The following is a 22,097-nucleotide window of genomic DNA, read 5'->3' as shown; positions in this document are numbered from 1 at the left end:
CGGTCACCCGGCGGCCGTGCCCCGTCACCCTGCGGAAGCGGCGGCCTCACTCAACGGGTCGGTGGCGTCACCGCGCGGAGCGGGCAGGAAGCCGGTGTCCCGGAACCAGGCGAGGTAGCGCACGAGGACGTCCTCGGTCAGCGCCGCGGGACGCACGCCCAGCGCCGCCACTGCCTCGGCCGTGCGGCGCGAGTCGAAGCGGCGCCCGTCCGTCGCTCCCCGCGCCTCCTCGCCCTGGTGGCCGTCCTCGCCCAGGAACAGCTGGGCGGCGTTGTCGTGCTGGGCCACGACGAGGGACCGCCAGCGCTCGGCGGGGACCCGGCGCAGCGGATACCCCAGGGACTCGGCGGCGGCGAGGACCCGGTCCAGGCCGGGCGGGTCCGGATGGGTCAGCTGGAACGTCTCCGTGCCGTCGCGCTCAGCGGACGCGAGCGCCACCACCGCCGCGCTGACGTAGTCCACGGGCACCCACCCGGTCGACCCGGGCGGCAGGTCGGGCACCGCACCGGTCTGCAGGCAGCCCTTGATGAGCTGCCACAGCAGGTCGCGGTCCTGGCAGGCACCGGTGCCGGTGTCGCCGCTGATGCGGCCCGGCCGGTAGACGGTGACCGGCAGGCCCCGCTCGCGCGCGAGGCCGACCAGGCCCTCCGCCACCCACTTGCTCTGCGCGTAGCCGTCGGGCAGCGCGTCGGGCGGCCCGGCCGGTGTCGTCTCGGTGATCGTCACCGGGCCGTCCGCCGGGGCGTGGACGCCGGTGGTCGACACGTGGTGCAGGCCCGGCGAGTCCGAGTCGGCCAGCAGCCGCAGCAGCTCCTCGGTGCCGGCGACGTTGGCGGCGCGCAGGTCGGCGTAGCCGGCCGCGAAGTTGACCCGCGCCCCATTGTGCAGCACCGGGCCGAGCCGGCGCACCAGCGCGGCCCGCACCTCCGGCGCCAGGCCGAGCCCCGGGGCGGCGAGGTCGCCGGGCACGGGGTGGATCAGGTCCTGGTACCGGTCGTGCCACAGGCCGTAGCGCCGCAGGTTCTCGCGCAGGCGGTGGGCGCCCTCCGTCTCGTCCCCGGCGCGGACCAGGCAGTCGACCGGGCCGCCGGTCGTCTCGATCAGGTCGCGCAGCAGGAACGCGCCGAGGAAGCCGGAGGCTCCGGTCAGGAAGGGCCTCGGCGCGGGGCGGGAGGGGGCGCCGGCCGCCGTGCGGGACGGCGGCACCGTCGCCCGCGTCCGCCGCGCGCCGGTGATGTCCTCCGCGAGCCGCACCTCGGCCGCCCAGTCCACCGCCCCGCCGCCGGCGCCCGCCGCGCCGCCCAGCAGGCGGTCGACGCCCTCGACGGTCGGGGCGGCGAACAGGGCCCGCAGCGAGGGGCGCCGGCCGCACCGCTCCTCGATCCGCTGGGCCAGCGTCACCGCGAGCAGGGAGTGCCCGCCCAGCGCGAAGAAGTCGTCCGTGGCGCCCACCTCGGGCACCCCGAGCGTCTCGGCGAACACCTCGCACAGCACCCGCTCCCGGGCCGTGCGCGGCCCGCGCCCGCCGGCCCGGGGGTCCTCCGGCGCGGGCAGGGCCCGGCGGTCGGTCTTGCCGTTGGGCGTGACGGGCAGGGCGGCGAGCCGCACGTGCGCGGAGGGCACCATGTGGTCCGGCAGGAGGGCGGCGAGACGGGCCCGCACCTCCGTGCCGTCCGGGCCCGCGGCTCCCTCGGCGGGCACGGTGTACGCGACCAGGCGGCGGTCGCCGGGCCGGTCCTCGCGGACGACGGCGCAGGCCGCGGCGACGCCTGGCAGCGCGGTGAGCGCCGCCTCGACCTCGCCCAGCTCTACGCGGAAGCCGCGCAGCTTGACCTGGTCGTCCACCCGGCCGACGTACTCGAGCTGCCCGTCGTGGTTCCACCGGGCCAGGTCGCCGGTGCGGTACATGCGCCCGCCCGCCCGGTCGAAGGGGTCGGCCACGAACCGGGTCGCGGTGAGCCCGGGCCGGTCGTGGTAGCCCCGGGCGAGGCCCTCGCCGGACACGTACAGGTCGCCGACCACACCGGGCGGCACCGGGGCGAGGCAGCCGTCGAGGACGCGGACCCGGGTGCCGTCCACGGGCACGCCGATCGACACCGTGCGGTCCGGGGCGAGCGGGCCGTCCGCGTGCTGGAAGCCGCTCATGGTGGCGCAGACGGTGGTCTCGGTGGGGCCGTACGCGTTGACGAGGTGCCGCCCACGCGACCAGGCGCGGGCGAGGGCGGGCGGGCAGGCTTCGCCGGCCAGGACGATCGTGGTCCCGGCGGGCAGGGAGTCCGGCGGCAGCACCGCGAGCGCGGCCGGCGGGAGCGTGAGGTGGGTGACGCCGTGGTCGCGGACACGCTCGGCGAGGGCGGGGCCGGGCAGCAGGGCCTCGCGGGCGTCGATCTCCAGACAGGCCCCGGAAAGCAGGCCCATGCACAGCTCCCAGAAGGCGGCGTCGAAGCTGACCGACGCCAGGTGCAGCACCCGGCTGTCCGGCGTGAGGCGCAGCCGCTCCCGCTGGGTGGCGGCCATCGCGCCGACGCCGCGGTGGGTGACGACCACGCCCTTGGGGCGGCCGGTGGAGCCCGAGGTGTAGATGACGTACGCCGGGTGCGCCGGGTCCGGGTCCCGGAGGGGCGCGGGGGTGTCCGCGGAAGGGGGCGCGTCGTCCGCCGGGTCGAGGTGCGGGACGTCCGTGGGCGGCAGGCCGCCGTGCAGATCGGCGGTGGTGAGCAGCAGGCGGGGGGCCGCGTCCTGGAGCATGTACGCGAGGCGGGCGGCCGGGTAGTCCGTGTCGAGCGGGAGATAGGCGGCACCGGCCTTGAGGACGGCGAGGAGCGCCACCACCAGGCCGTGGTCGCGCGGCAGGGCCACGGCGACGCGGTCCTCCGGGCCGACGCCCCGCGCGGCGAGCCGCCGGGCGAGGGCCTCGGCGCGGGTGTCCAGCTCGCGGTAGGTCAGGGTGGTGTGCGCGTCGCGGATCGCCGGGGCGTCGGGGGCCTGCCGCACCCGGTGCGCGAAGAGGCCGGGGAAGGTCTCCGGCGGCACGTCGCGCACCGGGCCGGTGCCCCACTCCGCGAGCCGGGCGTGTTCGGCGTCGCCGAGCGCGTCGTAGGCGTGCAGGGGCAGCGTCGGGTCCTCGGTGACCGCGCGCAGCAGTCGCAGCAGCCGGTCGGCGAGGCCGCGCACCGTGCCGGCGTCGAACAACTCGGTGGCGTAGTCGACGGAGGCCCGCAGGCCGCCGGACGTACCCTCGTCGCCGGTCTCCACGAAGGTGAAGGACAGGTCGAACTTGCTGACGCCGAGGTCGACCGGCAGCGGGTGGACGTCGATGCCGGGGAGACCGACGGGGGCGGCGGAGGCGTGGTTCTGGAGCACCAGCATCGTCTGGAACAGCGGATGGTGCGGGGCGCGGGCCGGGTTGAGCAGTTCCACGAGCCGCTCGAAGGGGACGTCCTGGTGCGCGTAGGCGGCCAGGTCGTACTCCTTGACCCGGTGCAGGAGTTCGCCGAAGGTCGGGTCGCCGCTCAGGTCGGTGCGCAGCACGAGGGTGTTGACGAAGAAGCCGACCAGGTCGGTGGCCGCCTCGTCGGTGCGTCCGGCCACCGCCGTGCCGAGCGGGACGTCCTCGCCGGCGCCGTGCCGGGAGAGCAGGAGGGCCAGGGCGGCCTGGAGCACCATGAAGACGCTGCATCCGCTCGTACGGGCGAGTGCGGCGATCCCCCGGGCCGTGGCGTCGTCCACGGCGAAGTGGTGGGTGGCGCCCTCGTGCCGGGGCGCGGGGGGACGCGGGCGGTCCCAGGGCAGCTCCACCAGTTCGGGCAGTCCGGCCAGGGCGCCCCGCCAGAAGGCGAGTTGCCGGGAGACCGGGCTGTCGGGGTCCGCCTCGTCGCCGAGGAGATCGCGCTGCCAGAGCGTGTAGTCGGCGTAGGTGACGGGTGGCGGGGTCCACGCCGGGGCCGCTCCCCCGAGCCGGTCGCGGTAGGCGGTGCCCAGGTCGCGGACGAGGGGGGCGAGGGAGGAGCCGTCGGCGGCGATGTGGTGGATGACGAGGACCAGGACGTGGGAGTCGTCCGCCAGCCGCAACAGGGTGGCCCGCAGCGGGAGTTCGTGCTCCACGTCGATGGGCTCGGCCACCGCCGCGCCGACCCGGTCCGCGCACTTGTCCGCGTCCACGGGTTCGGGGACGAGCGGCAGCCGTACGTCCCCGGCGGCGAGGACGCGCTGCACCGGCGCGCCGCCCTCGGGTGCCGGGAAGACGGTGCGCAGGGAGGCGTGGCGGGCGACGACGTCGTGCAGGGCGCGGCGCAGGGCGTCCACGTCGAGGCGGCCGTCCAGGCGTACGGCGAAGGGGATGTTGTAGGTGGCGGATGGGCCGTCGAGGCGGTGCAGGAACCACAGCCGCCGCTGGGCGTACGACAGGGGAAGCGCCTCGGGCAGCGGCCGTGCGGCCAGGGCGGGGCGGTCCGGGCGGCCGGCGTCCTCCAGGGCTGCGGCGAGCGAGGCGACGGTGGGGTGCTCGAAGAGGGTGCGGATCTTGGCCTCGGCGTCCAGGGCGGTGCGGATCCGGCCCACCAGGAGGGTGGCGAGGAGCGAGTGGCCGCCGAGGGCGAAGAAGTTGTCGTCGGCGGTGACCCGCTCCACGCCGAGCACGTCGGCGAAGAGCCCGGCGAGGATCTCCTCGCGGGCGCCGCGCGGGGCCCGGCCGGTGGTGGCCGAGGCGGCGGGCGCGGGCAGGGCGGCCCGGTCCAGCTTGCCGTTGGGCGTCAGCGGCAGCGCGTCGAGGGGCTGTACGACCGAGGGCACCAGGTAGGCGGGCAGCCGGGTGCCCAGGTGGGCGGCGAGGGCGGCCGGGTCGGGGGCGCGGCCGGGGGCCGGGACGACGTACGCGGTCAGGGCGCGGTCGCCGGGCAGGTCCTCGCGCACGACGACGCAGGCGGCCCGCACCGACGGGTGGGCGAGGAGCGCGGCCTCGATCTCGCCGGGCTCGATGCGGTGGCCGCGCAGCTTGATCTGCTGGTCGGCGCGGCCCGCGTAGACGAGCTGCCCCTCCGGGACGCGGCGCACGAGGTCACCGGTGCGGTACATGCGCGCGCCGGCCGGGCCGGTCGGGTCGGCGACGAACCGGCAGGCCGTGAGGCCGGGTTGCCCGAGGTAGCCGCGGGCCACGCCCGGGCCGGCCAGGTACAGCTCGCCCTCGGCGCCGTCCGGCACGGGCCGCAGCGAGGCGTCCAGGACGAGGGCGCGCGTCCCGTCCAGCGGCCTTCCGATGGGCGGCGCGCCGCCGGGGGTGTCGGCGGGGGCGACGTGGTGCAGGAGGGCGAAGGTGGTCGCCTCGGTGGGGCCGTAGACGTTGTGGACGCGGGTGCCGGGGTGGTCGGCGGCGAGCCGCTGGAGGACGCCCGGGGCGGCGGCCTCCCCGCCGGCGGCGGCGAGGCGGAGCAGGCCGAGGGCGCCGGGGTCGGTCTCGGCGAACACGTTGAACAGGGCGGTGGTGAGGAACGCGGCGGTCACGCCGTCGCGGGCGACGGCCTCGCGCAGCCCGGCGGGCTGGAGCACGCCGTCGGAAGCCACCACGACCCGGCCGCCGCGCAGCAGCGGCACCCAGATCTCGAAGGTGGAGGCGTCGAAGACGTAGGCCGAGTGCATCAGCACCGCGTCGACGGTCCCCCCGTCCCAGGTCCGCTCGGCCGCGAGGGCGGCGATGTCGGCGTGGGTGACGCCGACCGCCTTGGGCAGGCCGGTGGAGCCCGAGGTGAACATGACGTACGCGAGCCGGGCGCCGCCGGTACGGGCGGGCAGCGGGCCCGGGGCGGCGGACGCGCCGGCGATCACGCGGCCGGCGGCGTCCACGGTCACCACCCGCACCGAGGCGTCGAGCCCGCGCACCCACGGGTGGCCGGCGGTGCCGGCGTCGACGACCAGCAGGCGCGGGGCGGCGACCCCGGCCACCCGGGAGAGCCGCTCCGCCGGCCAGCGCGGGTCGAGGGGCACGTAGGCGGCGCCGGCCCGCAGGACGCCGAGCGAGGCGGTGACCTGGGCGGCGGAGCGGCCCAGCAGGATGCCGACGCCCTCCTCGGGGGCGGCGCCGAGCCCGGTCAGGGTGCCGGCCAGCGTGTCGGCGAGGGCGCACAGCTCCCCGTACGTCAGCCGTTCCCCCGCACCCGTGACCGCCACCGCGTCCGGGTGGGCGGCGGCGTGCCGGGCGACGGCGTCCGGGACGCTCGCGGTGGCCACGGCGGCCGGGAGCGCGGCGCCCTCGCCCTTGGCGAGCAGCGTCTCGCGCTCCCCGTCGAGCAGGACGGACACGGCGTCGGCCCGGCGGTCGAGGCCGTCGGCGAACGTGGTCAGCAGGTTGCGCAGCCGGGCGACCGCGCGGGCGATCTCGTCGCGGTCCAGGGCGGTGGGGCGGAAGCCGAAGGTGATCCGCAGGGTGCTGCCGGGGGCGATGGTGAGGGTGAGCGGGTAGTGCGCGGCGTCCGTGCCCTCGACACCGGTGACCCTCAACCCGGGCAGCCCCTGTTGGGCGGTGCGCAGGGACTCGTCGTCCAGCGGGTAGTTCTCGAAGACGGCCAGGGTGTCGAAGAGGGTGTCCAGGCCGGTGGTCTCGCGTATCTCGGTCAGCCCCGTGAACTGGCTGCCGAGGAGCCGGCCCTGCTCGTCCTGGAGCCGGGTGAGCAGCTCGGCGAGGCTCTCGCCGGGGCGCAGGGTCAGCCGGACCGGCACGGTGTTGATGAACAGGCCGATCATCGACTCCACGCCGGGCAGCTCGGGCGGGCGCCCGGACACGGTGGTGCCGAAGAGGACGTCGTCGCGGCCGGTGAGCCGCGCGAGCAGCAGGCCCCAGGCGCCCTGGACGAGGGTGTTGAGGGTCAGCCGGTGGGCGCGGGCGGTGGTGCGCAGCCGCTCGCTGGTCGCCGCGTCGAGTTCGAGGACCAGCGTCTCGGGCAGCTCGCCCGCGCGGGCCGCCTCCGCCGCGCCGCGCCCGGCGAGCAGCGTCGGCGCCTCGACGCCGGCCAGGGCGGTGCGCCAGGTGTCCAGGGCGCCCTGGCGGTCCTGGCCGGCCAGCCAGGCGAGGTAGGCGCGGTATGGGGTGACGCGGGGCAGCGTGGCGTCGTCGCCCCGGTGCGCGTACAGCTCGAACAGCTCGCGCACCAGGAGCGGCATCGACCAGCCGTCGAGCAGGATGTGGTGGCTCGTCATCACCAGGCGGTGCCGGGCGGGCCCGGTGCGCAGCAGGGAGAACCGCATCAGGGGCGGGGTGTCGAGGTCGAAGCGGCGGGTGCGGTCGGCGGCGAGGAAGGCGTGCACCCGCTCCTCGGGGGTGCCCTCCCCCGCGTCCGCCCGCGTGAGGTCGTGCTCCTCCAACGGCACCGGCACCTCGGCGGCCACGGCCTGCACCGGCTGGTCCAGGTCCTCGTGCAGGAAGCCGACCCGCAGGTTGGCGTGGCGGCGCAGCAGGGTGCCGACGGCGGCGCGCAGCGCGGCCACGTCGACCTCGCCCTCGAGTGTGAAGACGAACTGCGCGGTGTAGACGTCCACGGCGTCGGAGTCGTACAGCGCGTGGAAGAGCATGCCCGCCTGCAACGGCGTCAGCGGCAGGACGTCCTCTAGCTGGAACCCGGTCACTTGCGGCCACCCCACTTGGTCTGCAGTCGGTCGAGCTGGGTCTGGTCGAGCGCGACCAGGGGAAGGTCGGACGGTGTCCAGCCGCCCGCGTCGGGCTGCTCGGCGTGTTCGGCGACGGCGACGAGGGCCCGGTCGAAGGCGTCGGCCAGCGCCGTCACGTCCGCCTCGTCGAGCAGGCCCGGCGCCCACGTCCAGCGCGTCACCAGGCGCGGCCCCTCGGGCCGGTCCTCGGTGTGGGCGTTGATGTCCAGGACGTGGTGGACCGGCATGTCCGGGTCCTGGGCGGCCGGGCCGCCGCCGTCGAGCAGCACCTCCCAGTCGGCGCCCGCGCCGGGCGCCGGGTCCCCGGCCGCGTACCGGCCCAGGTAGTTGAAGCCGATCTGCGGCGCGGTCGCCCCGTCGAGCCGGGCCCGCGTCGCGGGGTCGAGGCGCAGCACGCCGTGGCCGATGCCGTGGTCGGGGACGGCCCGCAGCTGCTCCTTGACGCGTTTGACGGCCCGGTCCACCAGGCCGGCGTCGAAGCGCCCCGGATCGCGCGGGTCGAGCGGGCCGGGGTCGAGGAGGACCGGATAGAGGCTGGTGAACCAGCCGACCGTGCGGGACAGGTCGAGGTGGTCGGCGATCTGCTCGCGGCCGTGGCTCTCCAGGTCGATCAGCACACCGGTGTCCTCGGGGCCCGGCCGGTCGCCCGGGCGCCGGGTGCGCCAGGAGCGGACGGCGAGGGCGAGCGCCGTGAGCAGGACGTCGTCCACGCCGGCGTGGAAGGCGGCGGGGGCGGTGGTGAGCAGGGCCTGGGTGCGGGAGGCCGCCGGGCGGGTGGTGAGGGTGCGGGTGCGGGCCGCGGTGTCCTCGGCGGGGTCGAGCGGCCGGGTGCCGAGCGGCGGGTCGCAGGCCCGTGCCGCCGTCTCCCACAGCCGCAGCTCGCCCGCCCGCGCGCCCTCGCGGGCCTGGGTGGCGAGGAGGCGGGCCCAGGCGCGGTAGGAGGTGGCGACGGGCGGCAGGCCCGGGTCGGCGGCGCCGTCGGACACGGCTCGCCAGGCGGTGACCAGGTCCTCGCCGAGCACCCGCCAGGACACGGCGTCGACCGCCAGGTGGTGCACGACGAGCAGCAGCCGTCCGCGCGCCGTAGGCCCGGCGTCGCACCACACCGCCTCGAACACCTCGCCCTGCGCGGGCCGCAGCCGGCCTCGGGCCCGCTCCCCCGCCTCGGCCAGGGCCTCGCGCACCTCCTCGGCGCTCAGCCCGGCTACGTCGACCCGGGTGAGGCGGCGGGCGGCGCGTACGGTCCCCCGCGGCAGGGTCTCCAGGGCGGCGTCGCCGCCGGCGGTCCGGGTGACGCGGACGCGCAGCATGTCGTGGTGGTCGACGAGGAGTTGCAGCGCGGCGGCCAGGCGCTCCTCGTCGGCGCCGGCGGGGGTGCGCAGCACCGCGGACTGGTTGTAGCCGTCGGTGGGACCCGGCCGCTCCAGGAACCAGGCCGCGATGGGCGTGGCCGGCATGGTGCCCACACCGTCGTCGGCCGGGGCCTCGACCCGCTCGTCCAGTTCCCCGGCGACCGCCGCGACGGCCTCGGGCGTGCGGTGCAGGAAGACGTCCCGGGGCGTGATGCCGAGGCGGGCCTCGCGGGCCCGGCTGACCAGTTGGATGGAGAGGATGCTGTCGCCGCCGAGGGCGAAGAAGTCGTCGTCGGCGCGGACGTCGGGCACCCGCAGTACCGCCGCGAACACCTCGCACAGGACCCGCTCCCGCTCGGTGCGCGGCTCCCCGCCGCCCCGGCGTCCGGGATCGGCCTCGGGGCGGGCGGGGGCCGGCAGGGCGCGCCGGTCCGTCTTGCCGTTGGGCAGCAGCGGCAGCGCGTCGAGGCGCACGAAGACGGCGGGGACCATGTACGGCGGCAGCGCGGACGCCAGCCGGGACCGCAGGTCGGCGTCGTCCGCAAGTCCGGCGCCGTCGGTCGCGGGGACGACGTAGGCGACCAGGCGCTGCTCGCCGGGCCGGTCCTCGCGGACCAGCACACTGGCGGCGCCGACGTCGTCGAGCGCGGTGAGGGCCGCCTCGATCTCGCCGGGCTCGATGCGCAGGCCGTGCAGCTTGACCTGGTCGTCGGCGCGGGTGACGTAGGTGAGGAGCCCGTCGGCGTCGCGGCGGACCAGGTCGCCGGTGCGGTACATCCGCGTCCCCGCGGGCCCGAACGGGTCGGCGACGAAGCGTGCGGCGGTCAGCCCCGGGCGGCCGAGGTAGCCGCGGGCCAGGCCCTCGCCGGCCAGGTACAGCTCGCCGACGACGCCCGGCGGGACCGGGTTGAGCCCGGTGTCCAGGACGTGCGCGCGGGTGTTGTCGACGGGGCGGCCCAGCGGCACGGTGCCGGTGTCGGGCGTGCCGTCGGCGGTGGCGGTCCGGTGGCGGTGGGCGGTGGCGTCGATGGTGGCCTCGGTCGGCCCGTACAGGTTGTGCGCCTCGGCGCCCCAGGCCCGGGCGGCGCGCTCGGCCAGGGCGGCGGTCAGCGGCTCGCCGCCGCACAGCACGGCCCGCAGGGCCCCGGGCGGCTCCTCGTGCTCGGTCTCGCCGAGGACCAGGGCGAGCAGCGAGGGCACGAACTGGGCGACGGTCACCCCTTCCTCGCGCATCCGGGCCAGCAGGCCGGCCGGGTCGTGGTTGAGGGCCGGCGGCACCGGGCAGGTGGCGCCGCCGTGCAGCAGCGGCAGCCAGGTCTCCCACACCGAGGCGTCGAAGCTGGGCGAGGTGCGGGCCAGCACCCGGTCGGCGTCGGTGAGGGAGAGGTGGTCCGCCATCCAGGCCATGTGGTTGGTGAGCGCGGCGTGGGTGACGATAACGCCCTTGGGACGCCCGGTCGAGCCGGAGGTGTGGATGACGTAGGCGGCGTCCAGCGGCCCGGGGGCCTCCGTCCGGACGTCCGCCGGCCCGGGCTCCGCGGCGTCGTGCGCACCGTCGACCGCGAGCACGGGCACCGGCAGGTCCGGCAGCCGCTTCAGGGTCTCCGCCGAGGTCACCAGGAGGACCGGGCGGGCGTCGTCGATCACGAAGCCGAGCCGGGCGGCGGGGTACTCCGGGTCGACCGGCAGCCACGCGGCGCCGGCCTTGGCGACCGCCAGCATCGCCACCACCTGGTGGGCCGTGCCGGGCAGGGCGAGCGCCACCACGTCCCCGCGGCGGACGCCGCGACCGCGCAGCAGCCGCACCAGGCCGTCCGAGCGGGCGTCGAGTTCGGCGAAGGTCAGGTTCCGGACGCCGTCGCGCACGGCGACCGCCTCGGGCGTGCGGTCGCGCTGGGCGCGGAACGCCTCGGGCACGGTCTGCGCCTCCACCCGCCGGGCCGGCCCGTGGCCGGCGCGGACCAGCGCGGCCCGCTCGTCCGGCGCCAGGACGTCCACCGCGTGGACGTGCTGTCCCGGGGCTGCGGCGAGCGAGCCGAGGAGCCGGACCAGGCGGGCGGCGAGGGCGTGCGCGGTGGGGTGGGCGAAGAGGTCGGTGGCGAACTCCAGGTGCCCGTCGAGCCCGGCGGGGCGGCCCTGGTCGTCCCGGCGCTCGGTGAAGGTGAAGGTGAGGTCGAACTTGCTGATGCCGGTGCGGACGGGCTGCGCCGCCACCGCGAGGCCCGGCAGCTCCACCTCGGCGCCGGCCTGGTTCTGGAGCGTCAGCATGGTCTGGAACAGCGGGTGCCGGTTCTGGGCGCGCTCCGGGTCCAGCGCGTCCACCAGCCGCTCGAAGGGCACGTCCTGGTGGGCGTAGGCCGCGAGGTCGAACTCCTTCACCCGGTCGAGGACCTGCGCGAAGGTCGGGTCACCGGACAGGTCGGTGCGCAGGACCAGGGTGTTGACGAAGAAGCCGACCAGGTCGTCCAGGGCCTCGTCGGTGCGTCCGGCGACGGGCGTGCCGAGCGGGATGTCGTCGCCGGCGCCGTGCGCGCGGAGCAGCACCGCGAGGGCGGCCTGGAGCACCATGAAGAGGCTGCACCCGTGGGAGCGGGCGACGGCGTCGAGGGCCTGGTGCGTGGCGGCGTCCACCGGGAAGGCGAACGCGTCGCCGCGGTGGGTGGCGACGGGCGGACGGGGCCGGTCGAGGGGCAGGTCGAGCAGGTCGGGCAGGTCCGCGAGGGCGTCCCGCCAGAAGGCGAGCTGCCGGCCCGCCGCACCGGCCGGGTCCTCCTCGTCGCCGAGCAGCTCGCGCTGCCACAGCGTGTAGTCGGCGTACTGGACGGCCAGTTCACCCCAGGCCGGCTCCTCGCCCGCCGCGCGGGCGCGGTAGGCGGTGCCCAGGTCGCGGGCGAGCGGCGCGAGGGACCAGCCGTCCCCGGCTATGTGGTGGACGAGCAGCACCAGGACATGGGAGTCGGCGCCAAGGCGCAGCATCCGTGCCCGCACCGGGCGTTCGGCGGCGACGTCGAAGGCGTACGCGGTCTCGGCGCTCAGCACCGCGTCCAGCAGGTCCGGGTCGACGTCGCGGGGCGTCAGGTCGAGGTCGGCGCCCGCCGCGTCGAGCACCAGCTGGCTCGGCACGCCCCCGATGTCGGGGAAGACGGTGCGCAGGCTCTCGTGGCGCCCGACCACGTCGGTGAGGGCGCGGGTCAGCGCGTCGGTGTCCAGCGGGCCGTCCAGGCGCAGGACCAGCGGCACGTTGTAGGTGGCGCTGAGGCCCTCGAAGCGGTGCAGGAACCACAGGCGCTGCTGCGCGTACGACAGCGGCATCGGGTCGGGGCGGTGGACGGCCCGCTCCAGGCGGGCCCTGGCCGCGTCCCCGCCGTCCAGGACGGCGGCCAGCTCGGCCGGCGTCGGGTGCTCGAAGACGGTCCTGACCTGGATCTCCACGTCCAGCACCGCGCGCAGCCGGGCGGCGAGGCGGGTGGCGAGCAGGGAGTGGCCGCCGAGGGCGAAGAAGTCGTCGTCGGCGCCGACGGAACGCAGGCCGAGCAGGTCGGCGACGATCCCGCAGACGACCTCCTCGCGGACGGTGCGCGGCGCGCGGCCCCGGGCGGGCGCGTCGTGCTCGGGCACCGGCAGGGCGGCGCGGTCCACCTTGCCGTTGGGGTTCAGCGGCAGGGACGCCAGCGGGACGATCGCGGCCGGCACCATGTAGCCGGGCAGGACCCGGCCGACCTCGCGGGCCAGCGCGCCGGGGTCGGGGGCCTCACCGGCGACGGGGACGACGTAGGCGACGAGCCGGCGGTCGCCGGGCACGTCCTCGCGGACCAGCACGAAGGCGTCGGCCACCTGCGGGTGACCGGCCAGCACGCCCTCGATCTCGCCGAGTTCGACGCGGTAGCCGCGCAGCTTGACCTGGCCGTCGGCGCGGGTGACGTAGGCGATGTGCCCGTCGGGCGTCCAGCGCACCAGGTCGCCGGTGCGGTACATGCGGGCGCCGTCGGCGGCGAAGGGGTCGGGGACGAAGCGGGTGGCGGTCGGTCCGGGACGGCCCGTGTAGCCGCGGGCCACCCCGCGCCCCGCCAGGTACAGCTCGCCCACGACGCCCGGCGGGACCGGGTTGAGGGCCCGGTCGAGGACGTACAGCCGCATGCCGTCCAGCGGGCGGCCGATGGGCGGCGGGCCCGGCGGGAGGTCGGCGGCGACGGGGTACCGGGTGGCGAAGGTGGTGGTCTCGGTGGGCCCGTAGACGTGCAGGACCTGGGTGTCGGGGGCGGTGGCGGCGACCCGCTGCATGGCGTCGGGGGAGGCCAGTTCGCCGCCCGCGCAGACCACGCGCAGGCCGGCGAAGACGCCCGGGTCGGTCTCGGCGATCACGTTGAACAGGGCGGTGGTCAGGAAGACCGCCGTCACCCCGTGCTCGTGCACGGCGACGTCCAGGGAGCGGGCCTCCAGGAGCCCCTCCGGCGCCACGACGACCCGGCCGCCCCGCAGGAGCGGGGCCCAGATCTCGAAGGTGGAGGCGTCGAAGACGTACGCGGAGTGCATCAGGACCGCGTCCACGGCGCCGTCCGCCCAGGCCGCGTCGTGCGCGAGGGCGGCGACGTCGGCGTGGGCGACGCCGACGCCCTTGGGCAGGCCGGTGGAGCCGGAGGTGAACATGACGTAGGCGAGGGCGTCCGGGGAGGGCACGGCCGCCGGGCCGGCCGGCCGGTCCGGGGCGCCGCGAAGGACCCGCCCGAACCGGTCCACGACGACGACCGGCAGGCCGGCCGCCGCGCGTGCGGTGACCCACGGCGAGGCGGCGGCGTCCTCGTCGACGACCAGGAGGCGCGGGCGTGCCACCTCGGCGACCTGGTCGAGCCGCTCGCCGGGCCAGCGCGCGTCCAGCGGCACGTAGGCGGCAGCCGCGCGGACGGTGCCGAGGGAGACGGCGACCACGGCGGGCGACCGGCCCAGGAGCACGCCGACACGGTCCTCGGGGCCCGCGCCGAGGCCGGCGAGGACTCCGGCCAGGTCGGCGGAGATCCGGTCGAGGTCGCCGTAGGAGAGGGTGGTGGCGCCGTCGGCGACGGCCACCGCGTGGGGGGTGCGGTGGGCCTGGCGGGCGAACAGCTCGGGCAGGGTGCCGGTGTCGGCGGGCAGCGCACGGCCGGTGCCCCAGCGGGTGACGCGGAGGTGCTCGTCCGGGGTGAGCAGGTCGTGTCCGGACAGGCGCAGGTCCGGGGCGGCGGCCACGGCTTCGAGCAGCCGGACCAGCCGGTCGGCGAGCGCCTCGACGGTGGCGCGGTCGAAGAGCGCGGTGGCGTACTCGATGCCGGCGGACAGGCCGGCCCCGTCCCCTTCCTCGGGCCCGTCCTCGCCGAAGGAGAAGGTGAGGTCGAACTTGCTCAGGCCGTTGTGCACGAGGCGGTGCTCGACGGCGAGGCCGGGCAGGTCGGGGCGGACGGCCCGCTGGTTCTGCAGGACCAGCATGGTCTGGAAGAGCGGGTGGTGGTCGCGGGCGCGGCCGGGGTTGAGGCTCTCCACGAGCCGCTCGAACGGCACGTCCTGGTGCGCGTACGCGGCGAGGTCGAACTCCCTTACCCGCTGGAGGAGTTCACGGAAGGACGGGTCGCCGGACAGGTCGGTGCGCAGCACCAGGGTGTTGACGAAGAAGCCGACCAGGTCCTCCAGGGCCTCGTCCGTGCGGCCGGCCACCGGCGAGCCGAGCGGGACGTCCTCGCCCGCTCCGTGCCGGTGCAGCAGGGCGGCCACGGCCGCCTGGAGCACCATGAAGAGGGTGCTGCCCGAGGCGCGGGCCAGGTCCAGGAGCGCGGTGTGCAGGGCCGGCGGCACGTCGAAGGCGACCACGGCGCCGCGCGGGTCGGTGACGGGCGGGCGGGGCCGGTCCACCGGCAGCTCGATCAGCTCGGGCAGGCCGGCCAGCGCGGTGCGCCAGTGGTCGAGCTGGCGGCGCAGCACCTCGCCGTCCTCGCGCAGCAGGTCGTGCTGCCAGAGGGTGTAGTCGGCGTACTGGAGCGGCGGGGCGGCGGTGGTGGTCGGCGCATCCGGTGCGGCGGTGGTGGTCGGCGCATCCGGTGTGTCGGTGCCGGTGCCGGCCAGCCGGGCCCGGTAGGCGTCGCCCAGGTCGCGGGTGAGCGGGCCCAGGGACCAGCCGTCGCCGGCGATGTGGTGCAGGACCAGGACCAGGACGTGGTGCTCCGGGGCGGCGCGCAGCAGCCGGGCGCGCAGCGGCGGGTCGGTGAGCACGTCGAACGGCTCGCGCACGGCGTCGAGGACGGCCGCCTCCAGGTCGGCCGGGGCGGTGCTCTCGACCGGCGGCCGGGGCGCGGCGCCGGCGGCGGGCAGCACGACCTGGTGGGGCACGCCGTCCCGCTCGGGGAAGACCGTGCGCAGGGACTCGTGGCGCTCCACGACGTCGAGCAGGGCGGCGCGCAGGGCCTCCGCGTCCAGGGTGCCGCGCAGTTCCAGGACCAGGGGCACGTTGTAGTGGGAGCCGGGTCCGTCGAGCCGGTTGAGGAACCACAGCCGGCTCTGCGCGAAGGACAGGGGCAGCGGGTCGGGGCGCCGGGCGGGGACCACCGCCGGGCGGTCCGGTGCCGCCGGGTCCAGGGCGCGGGCGAGGGCGGCGGCCGTCGGGTGCTCGAAGAGGGTGCGCACCGCGAGGTCGGCGCCGAGCACGCTGCGGACCCGGCTGACGACGCGCATCGCGAGCAGCGAGTGCCCGCCCAGGTCGAAGAAGCTGTCGTGCGGTCCGACGGCCGGACGCTCCAGGACGTCCGCGAAGATCCCCGCGACCAGGTCCTCCCGCAGGGTGCGCGGGCTCGGGCCGACCGGCGCCGGGGCGTCGTCGGGCGCGGGCAGGGCGGCGCGGTCGACCTTGCCGTTGGGCAGCAGCGGCAGCGCGTCGAGCACGACGACGGCCTCGGGCACCAGGTGGTGCGGCAGGATCTCGGCGAGCGCGTCCCGCAGGGCGGTGGCGCCCGGCGCCTCGGCGGTGGTGACGGCGTACGCGACGAGCCGGGGCCGGCCCGGGGCGTCCTCGCGGACCACGGCGCCGGCGGACGTGACGCCGGGCAGGGTGAGCAGGGTCGCGGCCACCTCGCCGGGTTCAACGCGGAAGCCGCGCAGCTTGACCTGGTCGTCGGCGCGGGCGACGTACTCGAGGAGTCCGCCGGTGTTCCAGCGCACCAGGTCGCCGGTGCGGTACATGCGGGCGCCGGGGGCGTCGAACGGGTCGGCGACGAAGCGGGTGGCGGTGAGCCCGGGGCGGTCGAGGTAGCCGAGGGCGAGGTTGGGTCCCGACAGGTACAGCTCTCCGGTGACGCCCGGCGGCACGGGGCGCAGCCGCTCGTCGAGGACGTAGGCGCGCATCGTGTCGACGGGGCGGCCGATGGGCACGGTCTCGGCGGGCGTGCCGGGGGTGGTGTGCGCGTCCGCCACCCGGTGGGCGGTGGCGTCGATGGTCGCCTCGGTCGGCCCGTACAGGTTGTGCGCCTCGGCGTGCCAGCGGGCGGCGACGGTGTCGGCGAGGGCGCGCGGGAGGGGCTCGCCGCCGCACAGGACGGCGCGCAGGCCGGCCGGCGGTGCGGTGGCCGTCTCCTCCGCGGGGTCGCCGACGGGCTCCTCGGTGAGGACCAGGGCGAGGTGGGACGGCACGAACTGGGCGATCGTGACGTCGAACCGGCGCATCCAGGCCAGGAGTTCGCGCGGCTCCCGGTTGGCGCCGGGCGGCGCAACGCAGACCTCGGCGCCCTGGGTGAGCGGCAGCCACAGCTCCCACACGGAGGCGTCGAAACTGGTGGAGGTGCGGGCGAGGACCCGGTCGTCCGGGGTCAGTTCCAGGTGGCGGGCCATCCAGGCCATGTGGTTCGCGAGCGCCACGTGCGGGACGACCACGCCCTTGGGGCGGCCGGTCGAACCGGAGGTGTAGATGACGTAGGCGGCGTCGTCCGGCAGCGGGGCGGCCGGGAGGGGCGCGGCGGGGTCGGCGGGGCGCAGGGCCGGGTCGTCGAGGGCGAGCCTGGGTATGCCGTCCGCCGGCAGGTCGGCGGGCACGCCGGCGCCGGTGAGCAGCAGTACGGGACGCGCGTCGTCCAGCATCTGCCGGATGCGGGCGTGCGGGTACTCGGGGTCGACGGGCACGTAGGCGGCCCCGGCACGCAGTACGGCCAGCATCGCGACCACGGTGTCCACCGACGCCGGCACGGCGAGCGCCACCAGCGTGCCGCGCCCGGCGCCGTGCTCGCGCAGGACGCGGGCGAGGGTGTCGGCCCTGGTGTGCAGTTCGGCGTAGGTCAGGCGGGTGTGCGCGTCGCGCACGGCGGGCGCGTCCGGGGTGCGGGCGGCCCACTCCCCCACGGCCTCGGGCGCGGTACGGGACGGCAGGGGGCGGCGCTCCCCGCGCCCCCGCTCCAGGAGCGCCGCGCGTTCCTGCGGCGCGAGCGGGTCGAGGTCCCCGACGGCGCGGTCGGGGTCGGCCACGGCGAGGGTGAGGACGCGGGCGAAGCGGTCGGCGAGGGCGTGGGCGGTGGCGCGGTCGAAGAGGTCGGTGGCGTATTCGAGGTGGCCGCCGAGGCGGACGGTCTCGGTGTCCCGGGGGCCGTGGGTGGCCTGGGGGGTTCCCGGGGTTTCCGCGGCCTCCGTCACCTCGGCCAGCGAGAACGTCAGGTCGAACTTGCTGATCCCGGTGTGCCGGGACCGGTCCCGCACCGTGACGCCCGGCAGGTCCAGCTCCGCCCGCCGCTGGTTCTGGAGCACCAGCATGGTCTGGAAGAGCGGGTGGTGGCCGCTGGAGCGGTCCGGGTTCAGCTCCTCCACCAGACGCTCGAACGGCAGATCGGCGTGGCCGAAGGCGGCGAGGTCGAAGGCGGCCACCCGGCGCAGCAGTTCGCGGAAGGTCGGGTCGCCCGAGAGGTCGGTGCGCAGTACGACGGTGTTGACGAAGAAGCCGACCAGCTCGTCCAGGGCCTCGTCGGTGCGGCCGGCCAGCGCGGTGCCCAGGGGCACGTCGGTGCCCGCGCCGTGCGCGCGGAGCGTCACCGCGAGGGCCGCCTGGAGGACCATGAACGGCGTGCAGCCGGCCTCCCGGGCGAGCCCGGTGAGCCGCGCGTAGGCGTCCGCGGGCAGCGCGAACGGCACCGCGTCGCCCCGGTGGGTGGGCACTGCGGGGCGGGGCCGGTCCACGGGCAGTTCCAGCAGGTCGGGGGCGCCGCGCAGGGCGTCGCGCCAGAAGCCGAGCTGCCGCGCGGCCAGGCTCTCCGGATCGGCGTCGTCGCCGAGCAGCCCGCGCTGCCACAGGGTGTAGTCGGCGTACTGGGCCCGCAGTTCGGGCCAGTCGGGTGCCCCGCCCGTCGTCCGGGCACGGTAGGCGGCGCCCAGGTCCCGGCAGAGCGGGGCCAGCGACCAGCCGTCGGCGCCGACGTGGTGGAGGACGAGCACCAGGACGTGCCGGTCGGGTCCGGTGGCGAGCAGGCGGGCCCGGACCGGGAGGTCGGTGGTGAGGTCGAAGGGCTCCGAGGTGAGCCGCCGCACGGCGGCCTCGGCCCAGTCGTCGGCCGGTTCGCCCGCCGGGGGCGCGTCGACGGCGAGGGGGACCAGCTCGACCGCGGCCTGCGCGTCGAGGACGGCCTGGTGGGGCACGCCGTCCCGCTCGGCGAGGACGGTCCGCAGGCTCTCGTGCCGGGTGACCACGTCGGCGAGCGCGCCGCGCAGGGCCGCCGGGTCCAGCGGCCCGTCCAGGGTGAGGACGAGCGGCACGTTGTAGGTGTCCCCGGAGTCCTCGACGCGGTTGAGGAACCAGAGCCGGCGCTGCGCGAAGGAGAGCGGGAGCGGGTCGGGCCTGGGTCCCGGGGCGACGGCCGGTCTGGCCGCCCCGGCGGTGTCCAGGGTGGCGGCGAGGGCGGCGACCGTGGGGTGCTCGAAGAGATCCCGCAGTTCCAGCTCCACGCCGGTCGCGGCCCGGGTGCGGGCGACGAGGCGGGTGGCGAGCAGCGAATGGCCGCCCAGGGAGAAGAAGTTGTCGTCGACGCCGACCGCCGGCACGCCGAGGACGTCGGCGAACAGGCCGGCGAGGACCTCCTCGTGCGGGGTGCGCGGGGCGGCCCCCTCGGCGGTGGTGACCTGCGGCGCGGGCAGGGCGCGCCGGTCCACCTTGCCGTTGGCGTTCAGCGGCAACGCGTCGAGGAGCACGAAGGCCGCGGGCACCATGTAGGAGGGCAGGACGCGGGAGAGGCCGTGGGCGAGTTCGGGGCCGCTCAGGTCCGCCCCGGGGGCCGGCACGACGTAGCCGACGAGCCGGCGGTCGCCCGGCGCGTCCTCGCGCACCAGCACGCGCGCGCCGCTGACGTCGGTGCGGGCGAGCAGGGCGTTCTCGATCTCGGCCGGTTCGATGCGGAAGCCGCGCAGCTTGACCTGCGCGTCGCCGCGCCCCACGTACTCGACGTCCCCGTGCGCCGTCCAGCGCGCCAGGTCGCCGGTGCGGTACATCCGGGTGCCGTCCGCGGTGTACGGGTCGGGGACGAAGCGGGTCGCGGTGAGGCCGGGGCGCTCCAGGTAGCCGCGGGCGACGCCGGCGCCGCTCACGTACAACTCGCCCGTCACGCCGGGCGGTACGAGCCGCAGGGACGCGTCCAGCACGTACAGGCGGGTGCCGTCCAGGGGGCGGCCGATGGGCGGAACGCCGTACGCGTCGGCCCGTACCGGGTGGCGGGAGGCGAAGGTGGTGGTCTCGGTGGGCCCGTACACGTTCAGGACCTCGGTCCCGGGCGCCGCCTCGGCCATCCGCCGCATCAGCTCGGGGGCGGCGGCCTCGCCGCCCGCGGTGACCACGCGCAGTCCGGCGAACGCCGCCGGGTCCGCCTCGGCGATGACGTTGCACAGCGCGGTGGTCAGGAAGAGGGCCGTCACGCCGTCGCGGGCGACCGCCTCCCGGAGCCGCCGCGCGTCCAGCAGGCCGGCGGGGGCGACGACCACCCGGCCGCCCTGGAGGAGCGGGGTCCAGATCTCGAAGGTGGAGGCGTCGAAGACGTACGCCGAGTGCATCAGCACCGCGTCGCAGGCGCCGCCGGTCCAGGCGGAGTCGGCGGCCAGCGCGAGGACGTCGGCGTGGCTGACGCCGACGCCCTTGGGCAGGCCGGTGGAGCCGGAGGTGAACATGACGTACGCGAGCCGGTCCGCGCGGATCGGGCCGGCCGGCGGTCCCGGACGCTCCGGGCCGCCGCGCAGGACGGTGCCGCGGGCGTCGACCACGAGCACCGGAAGGCTGGTGGTGGCCGCCTTCACCCAGTCCCGGCCGGCCGCCTCCTCGTCGACGACCAGCGCCCGGACCCGGGCGACCGACGCGACGCGGTCGAGGCGCTCCGCCGGCCAGGCCGCGTCCATCGGCACGTACGCGGTGCCGGCGCCCACCGCGGCGAGCGAGGCCGTCACGACGGCGGCCGAGCGGCCCACGAGCACGCCGACGCCGTCCTCGGCGGCGAGGCCCCAGCCGGTCAGCGCGCCGGTCAGGTCCGCGGCCGTCCGCTCCAGTTCCCCGTAGGAGAGCGTGGCCGGGCCGTCCACCACGGCGGGCGCGTCGGGATGGGCCAGGACGCGCTGGGCGAACGCCTCCGGCAGGTTCGTCGCGGTGGCTCCGGCCGGCAGCGCGGTGCCGCGCCCTTGGCCGAGGAGTGCCGCGGCGGCCCGCTCGTCGAGGAACGGGAGGTCGCGCACGAGGGTGCCGGCCTCGGCGCCGGCCAGCGCGGTGAGGAAGCCGATCACGGCCTGCTGGTGCAGCCGGACGTCGTCGGGGTGGTACAGCGCCGGGTTGGTGTCGAAGCCGATCAGCGGGCCGGTGCCCTCGGCCCGTTCGGAGACGAACAGGGAGACGTCGTCGACGGGGCCGATGGACAGCAGCCGGGAGGCGGCGGGGCTGCCCGCGAAGTCCAGGTCGTAGTCGTAGCCCATGACGTTGACGACGAGGTCGGTCAGGCGGGACGCGCCGTCGGCCAGGTTGAGTTCGCGGGCGAGCTGCTCACGGGAGAAGCGGCGGTGGCGCAGGGCGCCGCGCATCTCGGCGGCGACGCTCCGTACGAGGTCCCCGACGGTCAGGTCCGGGGCGAGGGCCAGCCGAAGGGGCAGCACGGTGGAGGTCATGCCGACCACGTGCCGCAGCGCGCCGTGCCGGCCGTGGGAGGCGAGGCCCACGCAGACCTCGCGACGTCCGGTGGCCCGGGCGGCGTAGGCGGCGACCGCCGCGACGAGGACGGCGCTCCAGGTGGTGCGGTTGCCGGCGGCGAGCCGCCGGAGGCCGTCGAGCACGGGGAGCGGCAGGGTCTCGCCGGTGTGCAGGGCGGCGGGGGCCGGGGAGGCGTCCTGGGCGGGGCGGTCGGTGCGCCGGTCGGTGCGCCGGTCGCTGCGCCTGGGGAGGAGGGGGATGCCGCCCGCGTCGCCGTCGCCGATGGCGCGGTCGGCGAACCGGCCGGTCCAGTAGGCGCGGTCCGCGTCGAGCCCGCCGTCGGCGCGGTAGGAGGCCTCGTCGGCCACGAGGGCGCGCAGGGAGCCGGTGGACGGCTCGGCCGCCGCGAGGTCCTCACCGCGCGCCGCGCGCGTGTAGAGGTCGGCCACCGCACGGGCGACGACGGCGCCGCCGAGGCCGTCCACCGCGATGTGGTGGTAGCGGATGTACCAGTGGTGCAGCCGGGGCCCGAGCCGCAGCAGCGCGAAGTGGTGGGTCGGCGCTTCGAGGCGGTCGACGGTGGCCATGTCGTCGGCCAGGTACCGCTCCGCCGCCGCGAGCGGATCGTCGGCGCCGGTGAGGTCGACCCGGTGCAGCCGGTCGCGCTCGGTCACCGGACGGGTCACGCGCTGGCGGACGGAGCCGTCCTCGACCACGAACGAGGTGTTGAGGCTGTCGCAGAGATGCACCACGCGGTTCAGAACGGCGGCGAATAAGTTCTCGTCCAGCTCGCCGCGAATCTCCAGGCACTCTCCGATGTTGTATTTCTGGCTGCCCGGATCGACCAATTGGCCGTACCACACGCCCTGCTGCGCCGTGGTCAGTTCGAACAGTTCCGAGAGCGGCTCATCTGACGGAAAGGAGCGATTTTCGGGCATGCCGAC

General features: G+C 76.9%; 2 protein-coding genes. Both read right to left on the bottom strand.

The window, feature by feature from the left end:
- Window positions 1–24 precede the first annotated feature (24 nt).
- On the bottom strand, window positions 25–7,614 hold the full coding sequence (locus ACGFZL_RS09995; protein WP_393690386.1) for an amino acid adenylation domain-containing protein: 7,590 nt from the start codon (window positions 7,612–7,614) through the stop codon (window positions 25–27).
- Window positions 7,611–22,091, bottom strand: coding sequence for an amino acid adenylation domain-containing protein (locus ACGFZL_RS09990; RefSeq protein ID WP_393690385.1), 14,481 nt, complete (start codon window positions 22,089–22,091; stop codon window positions 7,611–7,613). Before ACGFZL_RS09990 ends, ACGFZL_RS09995 begins: the two co-directional genes overlap by 4 nt.
- Window positions 22,092–22,097 lie beyond the last annotated feature (6 nt).

Source organism: Streptomyces sp. NPDC048182 (assembly GCF_043202555.1).
Taxonomy (GTDB): Bacteria; Actinomycetota; Actinomycetes; order Streptomycetales; family Streptomycetaceae; genus Streptomyces.
The sequence above is the reverse complement of the archived record's forward strand: the minus strand, read 5'-3'. Positions and strand labels throughout refer to the sequence as shown.